Here is a 14,784-nt window from a genome sequence, read left to right on the forward strand (position 1 = left end):
AGAGGGCCGAACATCGTCCTGAACAAGCAATGTTCCACCTCTGGAGACCCTTATATCACAACTCCACAAGCTGTAAAGGCTTGTATTATAGGACCTTATGAGGGCGCGCCCGGCGAGTTACACCCAATTGAGTATGGAGAGTCGAGAATGGAGGAAGCAGTACAGTGCATCCGGTGTTGCCGAGTCCGCCAGCCGTGAACCGCAGGGGAAAGAGCCAGCTCGGCTGGTGAACGCGATCGGGATGTGCGCTCTTGTGATCTCGCGGCGGCTTCTTTGAAACCGAGGAACGTGGGCTGTGGCTTGGCAAGCGATTGATCGTAACCGACCGGCGATGCCGGAGGGGGCGCCGCCGGTGTTGTCCGAGGCGGTCAAGGAGAAGATCCGCGCCTTTTTCGACCGGTATCCGACTCGCCAGGCGGCCCTGCTGCCGGCCCTGCACATCGCTCAGGAGGCCGCCGGTTGCGTGAGCCTCCAGGTCATGAAGGAGGTGGCCGAGCTCCTGGGCCTCGCCCCGTCGCAGGTCATGGACACGGCCAGCTTCTATACCCACTTCTGGCCTCACGCCCGGGGCCGGAAGGTCATCGTCCTTTGCCGCTCGCTGAGCTGTGAGCTGATGGGCGGCCGAGTGGTAGCCGACGCCGTCCGGCGCGAACTGGGCATCGACGAGCACGAGACCACACCCGACGGCCAGTACAGCTTCATCACCGAGGAATGCCTCGGGGCGTGCGAGCACGGGCCGTGCATGCTCATCAACGAGCGACTCCACCCCCGGCTCACGGCGGAACAGATACCCGCGATTCTGAAGGACCCGGGCAACGACCGGCTCGATATCGCCCGCAGCAGCCTCTATGATCCCCCTGACGACCGCGGCCGGACCGAGCAGGCCTCGGCCGGAGGGACGGAGAACGGATGACCCATGGGCGGGTATGAACCGGTCCTACTGAGCAACGTCGGCGTCGAGGGCTCTCGGACGCTGGCCGTGTACCGCGCCCGTGGCGGCTATCAGGCCGCCCGCAGGGCGGTCACGACGATGTCGCCCCAGCAGGTCGTGGACCTGGTGAAGGCCTCCGACCTCCGTGGCCGGGGCGGGGCCGGTTTCCGCGTCGGCGTGAAGTGGAGCCTGCTGCCGCCGGGGCGCGAAACCACCTATCTCTGCGTCAATTTCGACGAGTCCGAGCCGGGAACGTTCAACAACCGTTACCTGGTCGATCACGATCCGCACCAGCTCCTGGAGGGAATGGTGATCGCCGCTCATGCGACCCAGGCACGAACGGCCTACGTGTATCTTCGCGCCGAGTTTTGTGAAACATTTCACGTTCTTCAGCGGGCTATCGATGAGGCGTATGCGGCCGGTCTGTTGGGAAGGGGGTTGTTTGGCACGAGCATGTCCCTGGACTGCCACATTCACCGCGGAGCGGGGGCCTACGTCTGCGGCGAAGAGACCGGTTTGATCGAGTCGCTGGAGGGCAAGCGCGGCTGGCCCCGGATCAAGCCCCCCTACCCGGCGGTCTCGGGCGTGTTCGGCCGACCCACCGTGGTCAACAATGTCGAGTCGCTCTGCTGCGTGGCGCATATCATCGCCCGAGGATCTGATTGGTTCCTATCGCTGGGTCCGGCGGGTAGCTCCGGGCCGAAGTTGTACACGGTCAGCGGACCGGTCAACCGGCCCGGTTGTTATGAAGCCCCGCTCGGGCTGAGCGTGCGCGAGCTCGTCTTCGGCGACGCGTACGCCCGGGGTATGATCGGCAACCGGAAGGTCAAGGGGGTCATTCCCGGCGGGCTGTCTGTGGGCATTCTCAGCGCGGACGAGCTCGACTGCAGGCTGGACTTCGACGATCCGCAGAGGTACGGGCTTCTCGGGCTGGGCACGGCCGGAGCCATCATCATCAACGAGGACACCGACATGCGCGACGTCCTCGTGAACGTCGCCCGGTTTTACGCCCGGGAATCCTGCGGCCAATGCACCCAGTGCCGCGAGCAGACGGACTGGCTGCACAAGATCGCCCGGCGCATCGCGGCCGGAGCGGGCCGGATCGAGGATCTCGACCTCATGCAGTCGCTGACCCGCACCATGGGCATGATGGACGGGCAGAGCATCTGCGGCCTGCCGGACGGGGCGAACTATGCCATCCGCACGATCGTGTCGAAGTATCGCGCGGAGTTCGAGCGGCACATTCAAGCCCAGCGGCCGGGCAGCGTCGAGGAGACACTCTCAGGCAACAACCGGTCGGTCTACCGGTTGCCGGTGCTGGCCCAGGAGGCCGCGAACAGGAAATGGTGAGCGACGGCCATGTGCCGCCCCTCGGGCGGCGCGGGTTTGAGACGGTGGACGAATGGCCAGGATCGTCATCGACGGCAGCGAGATCCAGTGCCGGGACGGCATCAACGTCCTCCAGGCTGCGCTGGACGCGGGCATCGAGGTGCCTCACTACTGCTATCATCCCGCCCTGTCGATCGTCGGATCCTGCCGGCTGTGCCTGATGGAGATGAGGATCCGCAACCCGCGCACCGGGCAGCTGGAATGGAGCCCGAGGCTGGTTCCGAGTTGCCAGACACCGGTGGCCGACGACCTGGAGGTGCGGTTCGAGACCGAGCCGGTCAGGGCCAACCGGCGGCACGTCATGGAGGCCTTGCTGCTCAACCACCCGCTCGACTGCCCGGTCTGCGACCAGGCGGGCGAATGCTGGCTGCAGGACTACGCCTTGCGCTTCGGCCACGCCGACTCCCGCATGGTCGAGGTCAAGAACAGGAATCCCAAGAAGGACATCGGCCCGCACACCCTGCTCTACCAGGACCGTTGCGTGATGTGCTCGCGATGCGTGCGGTTCACCCGCGAGGTCACCGGCACGAAGGAATTGTGCGTCATCAATCGCGGCAGCCGCGCTGAGATCGACGTCTTTCCCGGCGAGCCGCTGGCCAACAAGCTCCAGGGCAACGTCGTTGACCTCTGCCCGGTCGGGAGTCTCCTGGACAAGGACTTCCTCTTCGCGCAGCGGGTGTGGATGTTCCGGAGTACGCCGTCGGTCTGCCCGGGCTGCAGCACCGGCTGCACGACGTTCGTCGATCACAGCGAGAACGTCGTCCACCGCATCCGCCCGCGGCACAATCCGAAGGTCAACGGCTGGTGGATCTGCGACGACGGGCGGTATGTGTACAAGGTCCTCCGCGATCCGAGACGGATTGTGCGGCCCGAGGTCCGCATGCCGAACAGGGCTGCGGCCGACGATTGGTCCAGGCTGCTCGACCTGATTCGCCGCGAGTTCGCGGCGGCGGCGGCGAGGCACGGCGATCAAGCGGTAGCCGCGCAGCTTTCGCCGATGATGGCCTGCGAAGAGGCCTGGCTGCTGGCGTCGTGGGTGCGCCGCGTCGCGCCTGGTGCGCTCCTGACACTCGGCGACGTGCCGACGGAAGGCGAGGATCTGCGGTTTCCCTTCGGGGCGTCGGAGGGAGACGCCGGGTTCACGATCCGATCCGAGAAGTGCCCCAACCGGTGCGGGGTGGAACGAGTCATCCAGGCGGTGGGCGGCCCCACGACAGACCGCGAATCGCTGGGCGAGCACATTGCCGCAGGGCAAATCGCGGCCGCATGGATCGCCGGCGGCCACTTCAAGAGCAGCCGGGCGCCCAACACGCTCCTGGCCGGCGCGAAGCAGGTCGGCTTCCTGGTTGTGCAGGACTTGTTCCCCAGCGCTCTGAGCAGCGCGGCGGCCGTGGTCCTGCCGGCCTGCCCCTGGGTCGAACGCGATGGGACGTTCATCAACCTGGACGGCGTTGTGCAACCCTTCGAGCGGGTGGTGCATCCGCCCGAAGGTCTGTGGCGAGACGGTCAGTATCTGTATGCTCTGGCCGGATATGAGGGTTTATACAAGGCCGAGCGCGTGCGAAGCATGATGGCGGCGAGCATGCCGGAGTTCGGCGAGGTCTATCGGCCACCGGCGCTGCCCAAGCATCAGCATTGACTCCAACGTCGCATGAGGCAACGTTGGGGAATGGAGAATGGAGAACGGAGAGTTGAGCAAGGTCGCACACTCTACGAGTGTATCGACATCGCACCGGCTGTGCGTTTCGGGAATGACTGCGACCGGCTCGATTCGGCCGTCTGGTTCGGCGCCAGCGCGGTGGATGATGTGCAGGTGGCTGGTTAAGTCCGGCTGACTGCTGATCTGATCGGGTGACAGCGACGCACCGCTTCCGCCTCGATGGTGAGGATGGCAGGTTTTGGGTTGGCTTGAGACACAACTCGGTTTCAGCGTGTTGCTGATGGCGGCGATCATCGGGGTGATGATGACCTCGGTGGCGTACTGCATCTACTTCGAGCGAAAGGTCGCCGCGTACGTGCAGGACCGGCGCGGACCGAACCGGGTCGGGCCGATGGGTCTCCTGCAGCCGATGGCCGACGGAATCAAGATGTTCCTCAAGGAGGACTTCATTCCCGCCAAGGTCGATCGCGGTTTGTTCCTGCTGGCCCCGGCCGTCATCTTCATCGTGGCCATGATCGGCTTTGCGGTGATCCCCTGGGGCGGACAGATTGAGTTTGCCAGCGGCCGGCGGGTCAGCGTACAGGTGGCCAGCCTGGACATCGGCGTGCTGTATATCCTGGCCGTCGCGGGGCTGGGCGTCTACGGCATCGTTCTCGGGGGCTGGGCGAGCAACAACAAGTACGCGTTCTACGGGGGCATGCGGGCGGCCGCACAGCTGCTCAGCTACGAAGTCCCGATGGCCATGGCCATCCTGATTGTGGTGCTGACCTCGGGTGAGCTGCGGCTGGAGCGGATCGTGGCCGCTCAGATACGGCCTGAGTCTGGCGGATGCTGGAACCTCCTGCTCCATCCCCTGGGCTTCTTCCTGCTGATCATCGCCTCCTTCGCCGAGGCCAACCGCACGCCGTTCGATCTGGCCGAGGCGGAGCAGGAACTGGTCGGCGGTTACCACACCGAGTACAGCTCGATGAAGTTCGGCCTGTTCTTCCTGGCCGAATACGCCCATATGATCACGGCCAGCGCCCTCATGGTCACGCTCTACTTCGGCGGCTGGGAGTTGTTCCCATTCAGTGGAAGGCTCGGCTGGGGTTGGCTGGACTGGCTGAACCAGGGCACCGCCTGGCCGGCCGCTTTGCTGCGGTTCGGCATCGTGTTCGCCAAGATCGCGGTCCTCATCTTCGTGTACATGTGGGTGCGATGGACAATTCCCCGGTTCCGGTTCGATCAGCTGATGCGTCTGGCCTGGAAGAGCCTCGTGCCCCTGGGACTGGCCCTGGTCATTCTGACCGGCGTACTGGTGTACCTTGACCAGGCGGTGTCGTGGTCGGCGCCCATCGGCAATCTGGCGATCCTCGCCCTGCTCTGGCTGCGGCTGAGCTGTTCGCGACGGGCGGTGACTGGGCGTCAGACGCACATGCCACCGATCCCCTCGGGCGGAGGTGGCTCATGATTCGTGAGCAGGATTTGCTCGTGGTCAAGGAGCCCGCGGTCACGGCCGCGGAGCGAGCGTATCTCCCGGCGATTCTCCGGGGCATGATCACCACGCTCCGGCACCTGTTCCACAGGAAACGTACGGTTCAGTATCCGGAGGAGAGGGCTCCCCAGCGGATCGAGAACTACCGCGGCCTGCACCGCTTGAACCGCGATGAGCAGGGCCGGGTGGCCTGCGTGGCCTGTTTCATGTGCTCGACCGCATGCCCGGCGAACTGCATCCGCATCGTGGCGGGCGAGGCTCCCTGGCCAGACCGTGAGAAGTACCCGGTCGAGTTCGAGATCGACGAGCTGCGCTGCATCTACTGCGGGATGTGCGAGTACGCCTGCCCGGTGGACGCGATTGAACTCACCCCCCTGTACCATGTTGTCGGCCGGACGCGGGCGGACATGATCTACGACAAGGAGAAGCTGCTCGACGTGTACGATCAGACCAAGGACATCAAGCCGCGGAAGGATCCGCCGATCACCGGATACGCCGGCACCGGCCATCCGGAACTGTGCACCCGCCAGCCGGGGCAAGGACTCACATGAGCCACAGCTGGTTCTACATTCTGTACGGGGTGATGCTCCTCGGGGCGGCCGGGCTCTACAGTCTGATGCCCCGCCCGCAAGCCCGCCGGCCGTCGTGGGCAGGCGTTATGGTCACCATCGCGATAGTCGGGCTGGCCATCCTGGGCCTTCGCCGGATGGGTGATTGGGACATGCGCCGTTTCTACTTCTGGCTGCTGGCGATTCCGGCCTTGTGGGGCGCGGTGCGGGTGGTCTCCCATCCCCGGCCGGTGTACAGCGCCGTCTACCTGGTGCTCGTTGTCCTCGCCGTGGCCGGCGAGCTGATCCTGGCCGATGCGGAGTTCCTCGGTGCGGCCCTGGTGATCATCTACGCCGGGGCGATCCTGGTCACCTACGTGTTTGTCATCATGCTGGCTCAGCAGCACGGCCCGGCGGAGTATGACAACCGGGCCCGCGAGCCTCTGGCCGCGGTGATCGTCGCATCCCTGCTCGTGGCGGCCATCGCCCAGCTGCTGACCGAGCAGCCGGTCGCGGCGACGCAGGCGGCCTCCGCCGCCGCGAGCGGCGAACCGGGCAACGTGCGGCTGGTCGCGGGGACGCTGCTGACGCGGTACTTCGTGGCTCTGGAAGTGGCCGGCGTGCTCTTGTGGGCGGCCATCGTGGGTGCGATCTGGCTGGTGCATCGGCGCGTCACCGCGGACGAAGCGGCGATGCCGGCCGGGCCAGGAAAGCCACTGGGACAGATCGGGCGAGAGGTGCCACCGTTCTAGGAAAGGACTGTTTCGAGTGTCGGAGTTGCACGGGTACATCCTGCTGGGGGCGTTGCTCTTCATGCTCGGCGTCGTCGGTTTCCTGACCCGGAGGAACCTGATCATCATGTTCCTCTCGACCGAGGTCATGCTACAGGGTGTGGTCGTCAACCTGGTCGGCTTCAGCCGCTTTCACAACGGCCTGGACGGCCAGGTGTTCGCCCTTTTCCTGCTGGTGGCCGCGGCAGTCGAAGCGGGACTGGCCCTGGGGCTCGTGGTGGTGATGTTCCGGCGCAAACTGACCCTCGATGCCGACGTCTGGCGGTCGATGCGGGGCTGAGGAATGACCGAGGAGTTCAGACAATTCGGGATGCTCAACGGCGCCCCGGCGATCCCGCTGGCGCCGTTGATCGGGGCGTTGATCGCCGGCGTCACCGGTCCGAGGCTCCTGCGCGGGGCCAGTCACTGGCCGGTGATCGTGGGCGTGGCCATCGCCCTGCTGATCAGCGGCATCATGCTCGGAGTCTTCATGTACGCCGAGCCGGGAGGCGGCGACCGACTGTCGAACAGCTACCATCTGTATCAATGGATCGCCCCGGACGCTCATCTCTGGTTCGACGTCAGCTTTCGCATGGATCCGCTGACCGCGATCATGCTGGTCACGGTTTGCGGCGTATCGCTGCTGGTGCTCATCTTCTCCCGCGATTACATGCGCGCAGGCGGGCGCCCCGAGCGCGGCTACGAGCGGTTCTTCGCGTTCCTCGGGCTGTTCGTGTTCTCGATGTGTGTGCTGGTTCTGGCGGGCAACTTCCTGCTGCTCTATCTCGGCTGGGAGGCGGTCGGGCTGTGCAGCTACCTGCTGATCGGCTTCTACTACCAGCGTCCGGCGGCGGCCACGGCGGCGAGAAAGGCGTTCCTGGTCAACCGGATCGGCGACTTCGGCTTCGGGCTGGGGATTCTGTTCATCTACCTGTGGATCAGTCCCCTGGTCGAAGCCGGCCGCAATCCGCTCGACTACGCCGTCGTCTTCGAGAAGATCGGGCAGTTGACCACCGCCCAGTGCACGACCGTCGCCCTGCTGCTCTTCTGTGGAGCGATCGGCAAGAGCGCCCAGCTCCCGCTGCATGTCTGGCTGCCCGACGCGATGGAAGGCCCGACGCCGGTGTCGGCCCTGATCCACGCGGCCACCATGGTGACCGCGGGCGTCTACATGGTCGCGCGCTGCGGGGAGATCTTCACCCGCTCGCCGGCGGCCATGACCGTCGTGGCCGTCATCGGAGCGGCCAGCGCCCTGTTCGCCGGACTGATCGCCCTTACTCAGCACGACATGAAGCGCATCCTGGCGTACTCGACGATCAGCCAGTTGGGCTACATGTTTCTCGGACTCGGCGTGTACGCAGCGAACGCCGCCGTGTTTCACCTGTTTACCCATGCGTTCTTCAAGGCCCTGCTCTTCCTCGGGGCGGGGAGCGTGATGCACGCTCTGGCCGGCACCGTCGATCTCCGCCACTTCGGCGGGCTGAGGCGGCGGATGCCGGTGACCTACGTGACCTTTCTGATCGGCGGGCTTGCCCTGACTGGTTTCCCGTTCGTGTCCGGCTTCTTCAGCAAGGACGAGATCATCCACAGTGCCTTTGCGGCTTCCACCCCGCTCGGGGCCATCGCCCTGTTCGGCGAGCTGGTGACCGCCTTCTACACGTTCCGCATGGTGTTTCTGACGTTCCACGGTCCGGAACGAGTGCCGGAGGGCGTTCACGCCCATGAATCCGGCGTGTGGATGCTTGTCCCGCTGACGATCCTGGCGGTCGGTGCTCTGTTTGCGGGCTACGTGGACGTGACCATCGACCGCGCCGGGTTCCTGGGGCTGGTTGAGCCGAACGGCTGGCTCTGCCGGTTCCTCGACGCGACGTTTCGCCCTTTCAGCCGCCTGGCCCCCCGCCCGCCACAGGGACTCGGGCACATGCTGACCTACTGCTCCACGATCCTGGTGTTCATGGGCATCGGACTGGCCTACGCGGTCTACGTTCGACGCCGTGACTGGGCGGAACGGGGCGCGGCCATGGCGGCCCCTTGCCACCAGGTGGTGTTCAACAAGTTCTACGTCGACGAGTGCTACGATGCGATCGTGGTCCGGCCGCTGCGACGGCTGGCGCAGGCGCTCTTCGGCGCGGACGTTCATGTGATTGACGGTTTGGTGCGTGCGGTGTCATGGGGGCCGAGAGCTTGTGGTGCGGCCTGGCGGGTCCTGCAAACCGGGGCGGTGCAGGACTACGCGGTGGTGATGATGGGGGGGTTGGCCCTGATCGTGATTGTTCTACTGGTGATCTGATCGAATGGCGCACGGGCTGACTCACTGGATTCTGACCTTGCTCATCGCGACGCCGCTGGCCGGCGCGATCGCGATCGCCCTGTCGCGCGGCACGTCGGACGATCGCGTTCGGCGGCAGGCTCTCGGCTGGGCGCTGATCACCCTGGTCCAGGCCCTGGCGGTTGTGGTGTTGTTCTACCAGGGCACGCCCGCCGACGCCTCCGCGGGATGGAAGGGCGGCCAGTTCCTGCTCAACCAGAAGCTCGCGTGGCTCAGCCATTCCAGACCGGCGGGCGGAGTGGATCTCGCCTATCACGTGGGTGTTGACGGTGTGAGCCTCTGGCTGGTCGTGCTGGCCGCACTGCTGGGGCCGCTGGCCGTCTGGGTGAGTTTCGGGGGCATTCGCGAACGAGTGCGGGAGTACTACGCCCTGCTCCTGCTGCTGGAGGCCGGGATGTTGGGCGTCTTCTGCGCCCGTGATCTCCTGTTGTTCTACGTCTTCTTCGAGTTCACGCTGATCCCGCTCTACTTCATCATCGGCATCTGGGGCGGTCCGGATCGCCGGCGGGCGGCAGCGACCTTCTTCGTCTACACCATGACCGGCAGCGTGCTGCTGTTCGCGGGCGTGCTGTATCTGGCCTTCGCGGCCTCGGAATCACCCGCGGTCGGTCGGTTCACCTTCGATTTGAACACGCTGTACGCCGTGGGTTCAGGACTGCCCCTCGCCACCCAGCGTTGTCTGCTGGTCGCACTGGCCGCCGGTTTCGCGATCAAGGTCCCGCTCTTTCCGCTGCACACCTGGCTTCCGCTGACGTATGGTGAGGCCCCAACGGCCGGCACGGTGCTGCTGGCCGGCGTCCTGTCCAAGCTGGGCACGTACGGTTTCCTGCGGATTGTCCTTCCCGTTCTGCCGGCCGCGACCACCGAGTCCGCTCCGTTGATCGCGGATCTGGCGATCGCAGGCATTCTCTATGCAGCCCTGATTGCCTGGATCCAGACGGATATCAAGCGGCTTGTTGCCTACTCCTCGATCTCGCACCTGGGGTTCCTGGTCCTGGGGCTGTTCAGTCTGAAGATGGCCGGCCTCACCGGCTCGCTGCTGGGCATGGTCAATCACGGTCTGGCCACCGGAGCCCTGTTTCTGCTGGTAGGGATGATCGAGGAGCGATGCGGCACGCGTCAGATCAACGAACTCGGCGGCCTGGCCCGGCGGATGCCCTGGCTGGCGTTCTTTCTGGTTTTCTTCACGCTCAGCAGCATCGGTCTGCCCGGCCTGAACGGCTTTGTCAGCGAGTTCCTCGTCCTGCTGGGCACATTCGCGTCGCAGGCGGAGTCTGACCGGCTGCCGGGCGGACCGCTGGGGCCGGCCTTCGCGATACCCGCCGCCCTGAGCGTTGTTCTTGGCGCGATCTACATGCTCTGGCTGTGCGAGCGGGTGCTCTTCGGTCCGGCGAAGGAAGGCCCGGATCCCGCCTCGGGCACCGCCTTGACGAAGCGCGATCTTTGCCGGCGCGAGATCGCGATCCTCGCTCCCGTCGCGGTCCTTTGCGTCGTGCTCGGCGTGTGGCCCAAACCGATGATCCAGTCGATGCAGGCCGGGCTGACCACGCAGATCGTGGCCCATGTGCATGATGTCTCGCTGCCCGCGACCGCCGATTCTTCCGGCTCGAGCGAGAATGAGCCACTCCTGACCGCGGGCGATGGATGGAAGCCCCAGCCGTCCTTCGGCCGGCCCGGGGATGGTCCAGGAAGGACGGCACCGAGATGACGTACGGTCTCTCCATCCTGGCTCCGGAGATGCTGCTCCTGGTCGCCGCGGGGTTGGCGTTGCTGGCCGGCGTATCGGGTTCGATGCGGCTGCGGGCCGGTCCGCCGTGGATCGCGATGGCGGCGGTCGCGGCGGCCATCTGGCTGTCGCTGCAACCGTGTGCCTCGGGCGGGGCCGATCTGCCGGGTATTCGCGTTTCGGCCCTGACCTGGTATGCCCGTATCGCCGGACTGAGCGTCGGCCTGCTGGTCATGCTCGTTCACCTCCATCTGCCTTCGCCTGGCGAGAAGGGCGAGCATTTTGCCATGGTGCTTTTTGCCCTGGCCGGGCTGACGCTGGTGGCCTCGGCGGACGATCTGATCACGCTGTTCCTGGCCCTCGAGTTGGTGAGTGTGCCGACCTATGTCCTGGTTGCGGCGAGCGGTCGCGACGTTCGGGCTCACGAAGCGGGCATGAAGTACTTCTTCCTGGGATCATTGGCCGCGAGCGTTCTGGTCTACGGCTTCAGTTTCCTGTACGGAGCCTCGGGCACGTGCCGACTCTCGGGCATGGCCGGCCTGCTGGATGCTCATGATCCGCTCGTTCTGATCGGGATGGTCCTGGCCATGATGGGCCTGGCCTACAAGCTGGCCGTCATCCCCTTTCACCTCTATGCCCCGGACGTGTACCAGGGGGCGGCCGCGCCGGTGACGGCCCTGCTGGGTTTCCTTCCGAAACTGGCCGGATTCGTGGCCCTGGTGAAGTTGCTGGCCCTGATCGCCCCGGCCGGCGGCACGCGTGCGGAGGCGTGGTGTCCGCCCGCCGGGTTGTTCTGGCTGCTGTGGTTCCTGGCGGCGGCGACCATGACGGTGGGCAACTGTCAGGCCCTCTGGCAGCGCAGCGTGAAGCGGATGCTGGCCTGCTCGAGCATTGCCCATTCGGGGTACCTGCTGGTCGCGGTGCTGGCCGGCCCAGCCGGGGGCGGCGGGCCACTCGACGACGGGTGGTCGGCCATGTTGTTCTACGCGATCGTCTATGGCGTGCTGAACCTAGGCGTGTTTGCAGTGCTGGCGTACCTGCGGGCGGGCTCGAAGGCGGCGGAGGATCTCGACGATCTGGCCGGCCTGGCTCGACGCTTTCCGGCTCCGGCCCTGGTCATGGCCTTGTGTCTGTTCGGTCTCATGGGTATGCCGCCGACCGGGGGCTTTCTGGGCAAGGTGTTGATCTTCGGCAGTGCTCTGTCCGCGGGTGCCGGTCATCCACATCAGGGGGCGATGATCCTGCTGGTGGTGATCGGTGTCTTGAACGCCGCGGTGGCCGCGGTGTATTACCTCCGCGTCATTGGGGCGTGCTACCTGTCGGCACCGCAAGGCGAGCTCTCGTTCGAGGCCGTGCGTTCACAGCGGCTGGGCCTGCTGGCCTGTGCGGTCGTGGTTCTCCTGCTGGGTCTTCGGCCGCATCTTCTTCTCCAACCGGCCCAGGAAGGAGCCGCGGTGGTGAGCCCTTCGAGTTCCTGCCCGACACCGGTTTTCGCTGTTCCGGGCGCACCGCCGGAGGATTCCGCCCGACCGGAAACGGTTTACACGTCCCGGTCTGAAGCCCCCTATAATGGACCGCCGTGAGCGGCGACGGATCGCGGCGGGAGGCTGAGCGATGAGCGCATTGGGAGCCGTGGGTTGGCGGGGGCTGGCGGCCGTCTTGCTGACGGTGCTGGTGGCTTGGACGGTCAGCGAGGCGGGGCCGCGGGCTGCAGCGAAAGCGGCGAGCCGGCCGGCGGCCAAGGAGAGCGCGAAGAGCAAGAAGGGAAGCAAGATGATCTACTCGGAAAGCGGATACGACCTGACCCCCCTGCCGAGGCGTCGTGTCGAGGAGTTGGCCGCCGCTCTAACGCCCGAGGAGCGTGACATTCTGCTGGCCAAGGGAACCGAGCGGCCGTTCTGCGGCGTCCTGCTGGACAACAAGGAGGAAGGGACGTACTTGTGCCGGCTGTGCGGGCTGCCGCTGTTCTCGTCGAACGCCAAGTTCCACTCCGGAACCGGCTGGCCGAGTTTCTTCCAGCCGTTTGACAAGGCTCACATTCGCGAGGTGCGCGACACCAGTCACGGGATGATCCGGATCGAGACGCTCTGTGTGCGGTGCGGATGTCACCTGGGACACGTGTTCAACGATGGTCCGAGGCCGACGGGTCTGCGTTACTGCCTGAACTCCGGGGCGTTGCGGTTTCACCGGAAGGGAGAGGAGCTGCCGCCCGAATCGCGGCCGATCGCGTTCCAGACGGCGTATTTCGCTGGTGGCTGCTTCTGGGGGATTGAGGACCGGCTGCAGCAGGTGCCGGGGGTGATCAGCGCCGTGTCGGGGTACCAGGGTGGAAAGACGCCGCACCCGACCTATCAGCAGGTTTGCGCGCACGCCACGGGTCATGCCGAGACGGTGCGGGTGAGGTTTGATCCGAAGCAGGTGACCTATCGCCAGCTGCTCGAATGGTTCTTTCGGATCCACGACCCGACGCAGCTCAACCGTCAAGGGCCGGATGTCGGGACCCAGTACCGCTCGGCGATCTTCGCGGTCGACGACCGGCAGGCCGAGGAGGCCAGGTCGTACATTGAGGAGCTGTCGAAATCTTCGCGGTTCCGCGGCCGCAAGATCGTCACCCAGGTTGAGCCTGCCCTGCCGTTCTACGAGGCGGAGGAGTATCACCAGGACTATCACGTCAAACACGGTGGCTCGTGTCCGCTGCCGACGAATTGAGGCCGGCTACCAAGTCAAGCGTCCGTTCTCGGCCGGGCGGATGCCGGCCCGGACCAAGGCTTGGGCGGCCTGAGGGGCGAATCGGCCGGTGATGACCAGTGCGGCCGGTGTCTCCGGCCGGGCGGTTCGGCAGCGGTTGACGGCGTCGATGGCGGGTTGCGGGTTATAGAGGTAGTCGGCGGTTCGGACGGCGACGAGGGTATCGTCGTCGAGGACGGCGACGACGGGTGATGTGCCGGTGAGTTGGCGGATGGTTCGCCGCTGGGCGAGTTGAGCGAGCAGGACGGTCTGGTGGATGACGCCGAGGGCCTCGGCCTCATCGCGGGCCTGGGCGGCGGTGGTGACGACGGCGGCGCGTCCGGCGACATGCTGCAGTTGGCCGAAGAACCACATGAAGACCATGCGTTGGGTGGTGGTGAAGTGAGGTTGGCGGATGAACTCGCGGGCCAGGTCCTGAGGGATGCCCATCTGGAGCAGGCGGTTCTCGATTCCGGCGTTGATCTCGTGGGGCAAGGTTGTCTGGACGGTGTGCTTGATATCGGCGGCGCCGGACAGTAAGCCTGCTCCGGGGACGGCCAGCCCGAGTGCACCGCCGGTGGCCAGTTCGCCGAGTTTCCGCCGCAGGGCCATGCTGTCGAGCATGCGTTTGAGGATTGGGTTGCTGGTTTCGGGATCGCAGCCGATCGCGGCGGCGAGCTGGCGGCGGACGAGGCTGCCCGCGCGTCGGTCGGCGGGGTCGAACTGTTCGGTGATGGCCCGTTCCACGCCGCCTGGGGCGCGGATGAGCGTACCGGCGGGATCGGTGAGGATTTCGCCGAGGCCCTCGGTGGTTTTCCTAAGCGAGTCGACGCCGCCGCGGGCGACATGTGAACCGGTGTTGATGCGTTCGGCCAGTTCGACGGAGCGCATTTCCTCCAGGCGGAGGGTGAGCATGTTGAGTCCGTGGGCCTGGATGACGCCCTCGCTGGTTTGGATGCTGAACAGGTAGTACTCATCGATGAGCGGGACCTGGTCGAGGATGAGGTAGTTGCGGCCGCGAAGGGCCTGGGTTCCGAGGAGGGAGCCGGCCCGGAAGGTGGCGGTGGGTGCGGTCTTCAGGCGGGGGGAGGTCTGTTCGGCGAAGGGCGAGGACGGGCCGCACCCGGCCGTCCAGGCGGCTCCGAGGGTGAGAACAACGGTTGCGAATCGGCGGTGTGTTTGCATATCCAGCGATGCTCAACGGCCCAAGGTCAGGGCGCCCGGGCCTCG

At 65.8% G+C, this 14,784-nt stretch carries 12 protein-coding genes; 11 read left to right on the top strand and 1 reads right to left on the bottom strand.

Annotated elements, in window-relative coordinates; all coding sequences use genetic code 11:
• Positions 1-295 precede the first annotated feature (295 nt).
• The 11 genes from KA354_18855 to KA354_18905 all read left to right on the top strand — a co-directional run bounded on the left by KA354_18855 (position 296) and on the right by KA354_18905 (position 13,536).
• Entirely contained in the window at positions 296-913 is a 618-nt protein-coding gene (locus KA354_18855) for an NAD(P)H-dependent oxidoreductase subunit E (protein MBP7936707.1), read from the top strand.
• Between the two features lie 3 nt (positions 914-916).
• Complete coding sequence (nuoF, locus tag KA354_18860; GenBank protein MBP7936708.1) at positions 917-2,281, top strand: NADH-quinone oxidoreductase subunit NuoF; 1,365 nt, start codon at positions 917-919, stop codon at positions 2,279-2,281.
• A gap of 52 nt (positions 2,282-2,333) precedes the next feature.
• Positions 2,334-3,959, top strand: coding sequence for a (2Fe-2S)-binding protein (locus tag KA354_18865; GenBank protein ID MBP7936709.1), 1,626 nt, complete (start codon positions 2,334-2,336; stop codon positions 3,957-3,959).
• Between the two features lie 301 nt (positions 3,960-4,260).
• Positions 4,261-5,430 carry an NADH-quinone oxidoreductase subunit NuoH gene (gene nuoH, locus KA354_18870; protein MBP7936710.1) on the top strand — a complete coding sequence of 390 codons (1,170 nt, stop codon included), beginning with the start codon at positions 4,261-4,263 and terminating at the stop codon, positions 5,428-5,430.
• Positions 5,427-6,005 (top strand): NADH-quinone oxidoreductase subunit I, encoded by a 579-nt coding sequence (locus tag KA354_18875; protein ID MBP7936711.1) that lies wholly within the window; start codon positions 5,427-5,429, stop codon positions 6,003-6,005. The genes nuoH and KA354_18875 overlap by 4 nt, the downstream gene beginning before the upstream one ends.
• The gene (locus KA354_18880; protein MBP7936712.1) at positions 6,002-6,754 is read left to right on the top strand and encodes an NADH-quinone oxidoreductase subunit J; all 753 of its coding nucleotides are present in this window, start codon (positions 6,002-6,004) and stop codon (positions 6,752-6,754) included. The genes KA354_18875 and KA354_18880 overlap by 4 nt, the downstream gene beginning before the upstream one ends.
• A gap of 61 nt (positions 6,755-6,815) precedes the next feature.
• Complete coding sequence (gene nuoK, locus KA354_18885; GenBank protein MBP7936713.1) at positions 6,816-7,073, top strand: NADH-quinone oxidoreductase subunit NuoK; 258 nt, start codon at positions 6,816-6,818, stop codon at positions 7,071-7,073.
• Positions 7,074-7,103: 30 nt separating this feature from the next.
• The gene (gene nuoL / locus KA354_18890; GenBank protein MBP7936714.1) at positions 7,104-9,062 is read left to right on the top strand and encodes an NADH-quinone oxidoreductase subunit L; all 1,959 of its coding nucleotides are present in this window, start codon (positions 7,104-7,106) and stop codon (positions 9,060-9,062) included.
• 4 nt (positions 9,063-9,066) lie between these two features.
• The gene (locus KA354_18895; protein ID MBP7936715.1) at positions 9,067-10,809 is read left to right on the top strand and encodes an NADH-quinone oxidoreductase subunit M; all 1,743 of its coding nucleotides are present in this window, start codon (positions 9,067-9,069) and stop codon (positions 10,807-10,809) included.
• Positions 10,806-12,410, top strand: coding sequence for an NADH-quinone oxidoreductase subunit N (locus KA354_18900; protein ID MBP7936716.1), 1,605 nt, complete (start codon positions 10,806-10,808; stop codon positions 12,408-12,410). Before KA354_18895 ends, KA354_18900 begins: the two co-directional genes overlap by 4 nt.
• Positions 12,411-12,600: 190 nt before the next feature.
• On the top strand, positions 12,601-13,536 hold the full coding sequence (locus KA354_18905) for a bifunctional methionine sulfoxide reductase B/A protein (protein ID MBP7936717.1): 936 nt from the start codon (positions 12,601-12,603) through the stop codon (positions 13,534-13,536).
• A 6-nt stretch (positions 13,537-13,542) separates the two neighbouring features.
• Here the strand turns inward: KA354_18905 and KA354_18910 are convergent, their stop codons facing one another.
• Positions 13,543-14,739, bottom strand: a complete 1,197-nt coding sequence (locus KA354_18910; GenBank protein ID MBP7936718.1) for a hypothetical protein — start codon at positions 14,737-14,739, stop codon at positions 13,543-13,545.
• Positions 14,740-14,784: the final 45 nt, after the last annotated feature.

It is taken from the genome of Phycisphaerae bacterium (assembly GCA_018003015.1).
In the GTDB taxonomy this organism is placed as follows: domain Bacteria; phylum Planctomycetota; class Phycisphaerae; order UBA1845; family PWPN01; genus JAGNEZ01.

Bases quoted from the DNA above. Each gene is read 5' to 3' on its own strand.
- KA354_18865 (MBP7936709.1), top strand. From the start codon at position 2,334: ATGGCCAGGATCGTCATCGACGGCAGCGAGATCCAGTGCCGGGACGGC.
- nuoL (MBP7936714.1), top strand. From the start codon at position 7,104: ATGCTCAACGGCGCCCCGGCGATCCCGCTGGCGCCGTTGATCGGGGCG.
- nuoH (MBP7936710.1), top strand. From the start codon at position 4,261: ATGGCGGCGATCATCGGGGTGATGATGACCTCGGTGGCGTACTGCATC.
- KA354_18875 (MBP7936711.1), top strand. From the start codon at position 5,427: ATGATTCGTGAGCAGGATTTGCTCGTGGTCAAGGAGCCCGCGGTCACG.
- KA354_18910 (MBP7936718.1), bottom strand. From the start codon at position 14,739: ATGCAAACACACCGCCGATTCGCAACCGTTGTTCTCACCCTCGGAGCC.
- KA354_18895 (MBP7936715.1), top strand. From the start codon at position 9,067: ATGGCGCACGGGCTGACTCACTGGATTCTGACCTTGCTCATCGCGACG.
- KA354_18905 (MBP7936717.1), top strand. From the start codon at position 12,601: ATGATCTACTCGGAAAGCGGATACGACCTGACCCCCCTGCCGAGGCGT.
- nuoK (MBP7936713.1), top strand. From the start codon at position 6,816: ATGCTCGGCGTCGTCGGTTTCCTGACCCGGAGGAACCTGATCATCATG.
- KA354_18900 (MBP7936716.1), top strand. From the start codon at position 10,806: ATGACGTACGGTCTCTCCATCCTGGCTCCGGAGATGCTGCTCCTGGTC.
- nuoF (MBP7936708.1), top strand. From the start codon at position 917: ATGGGCGGGTATGAACCGGTCCTACTGAGCAACGTCGGCGTCGAGGGC.
- KA354_18880 (MBP7936712.1), top strand. From the start codon at position 6,002: ATGAGCCACAGCTGGTTCTACATTCTGTACGGGGTGATGCTCCTCGGG.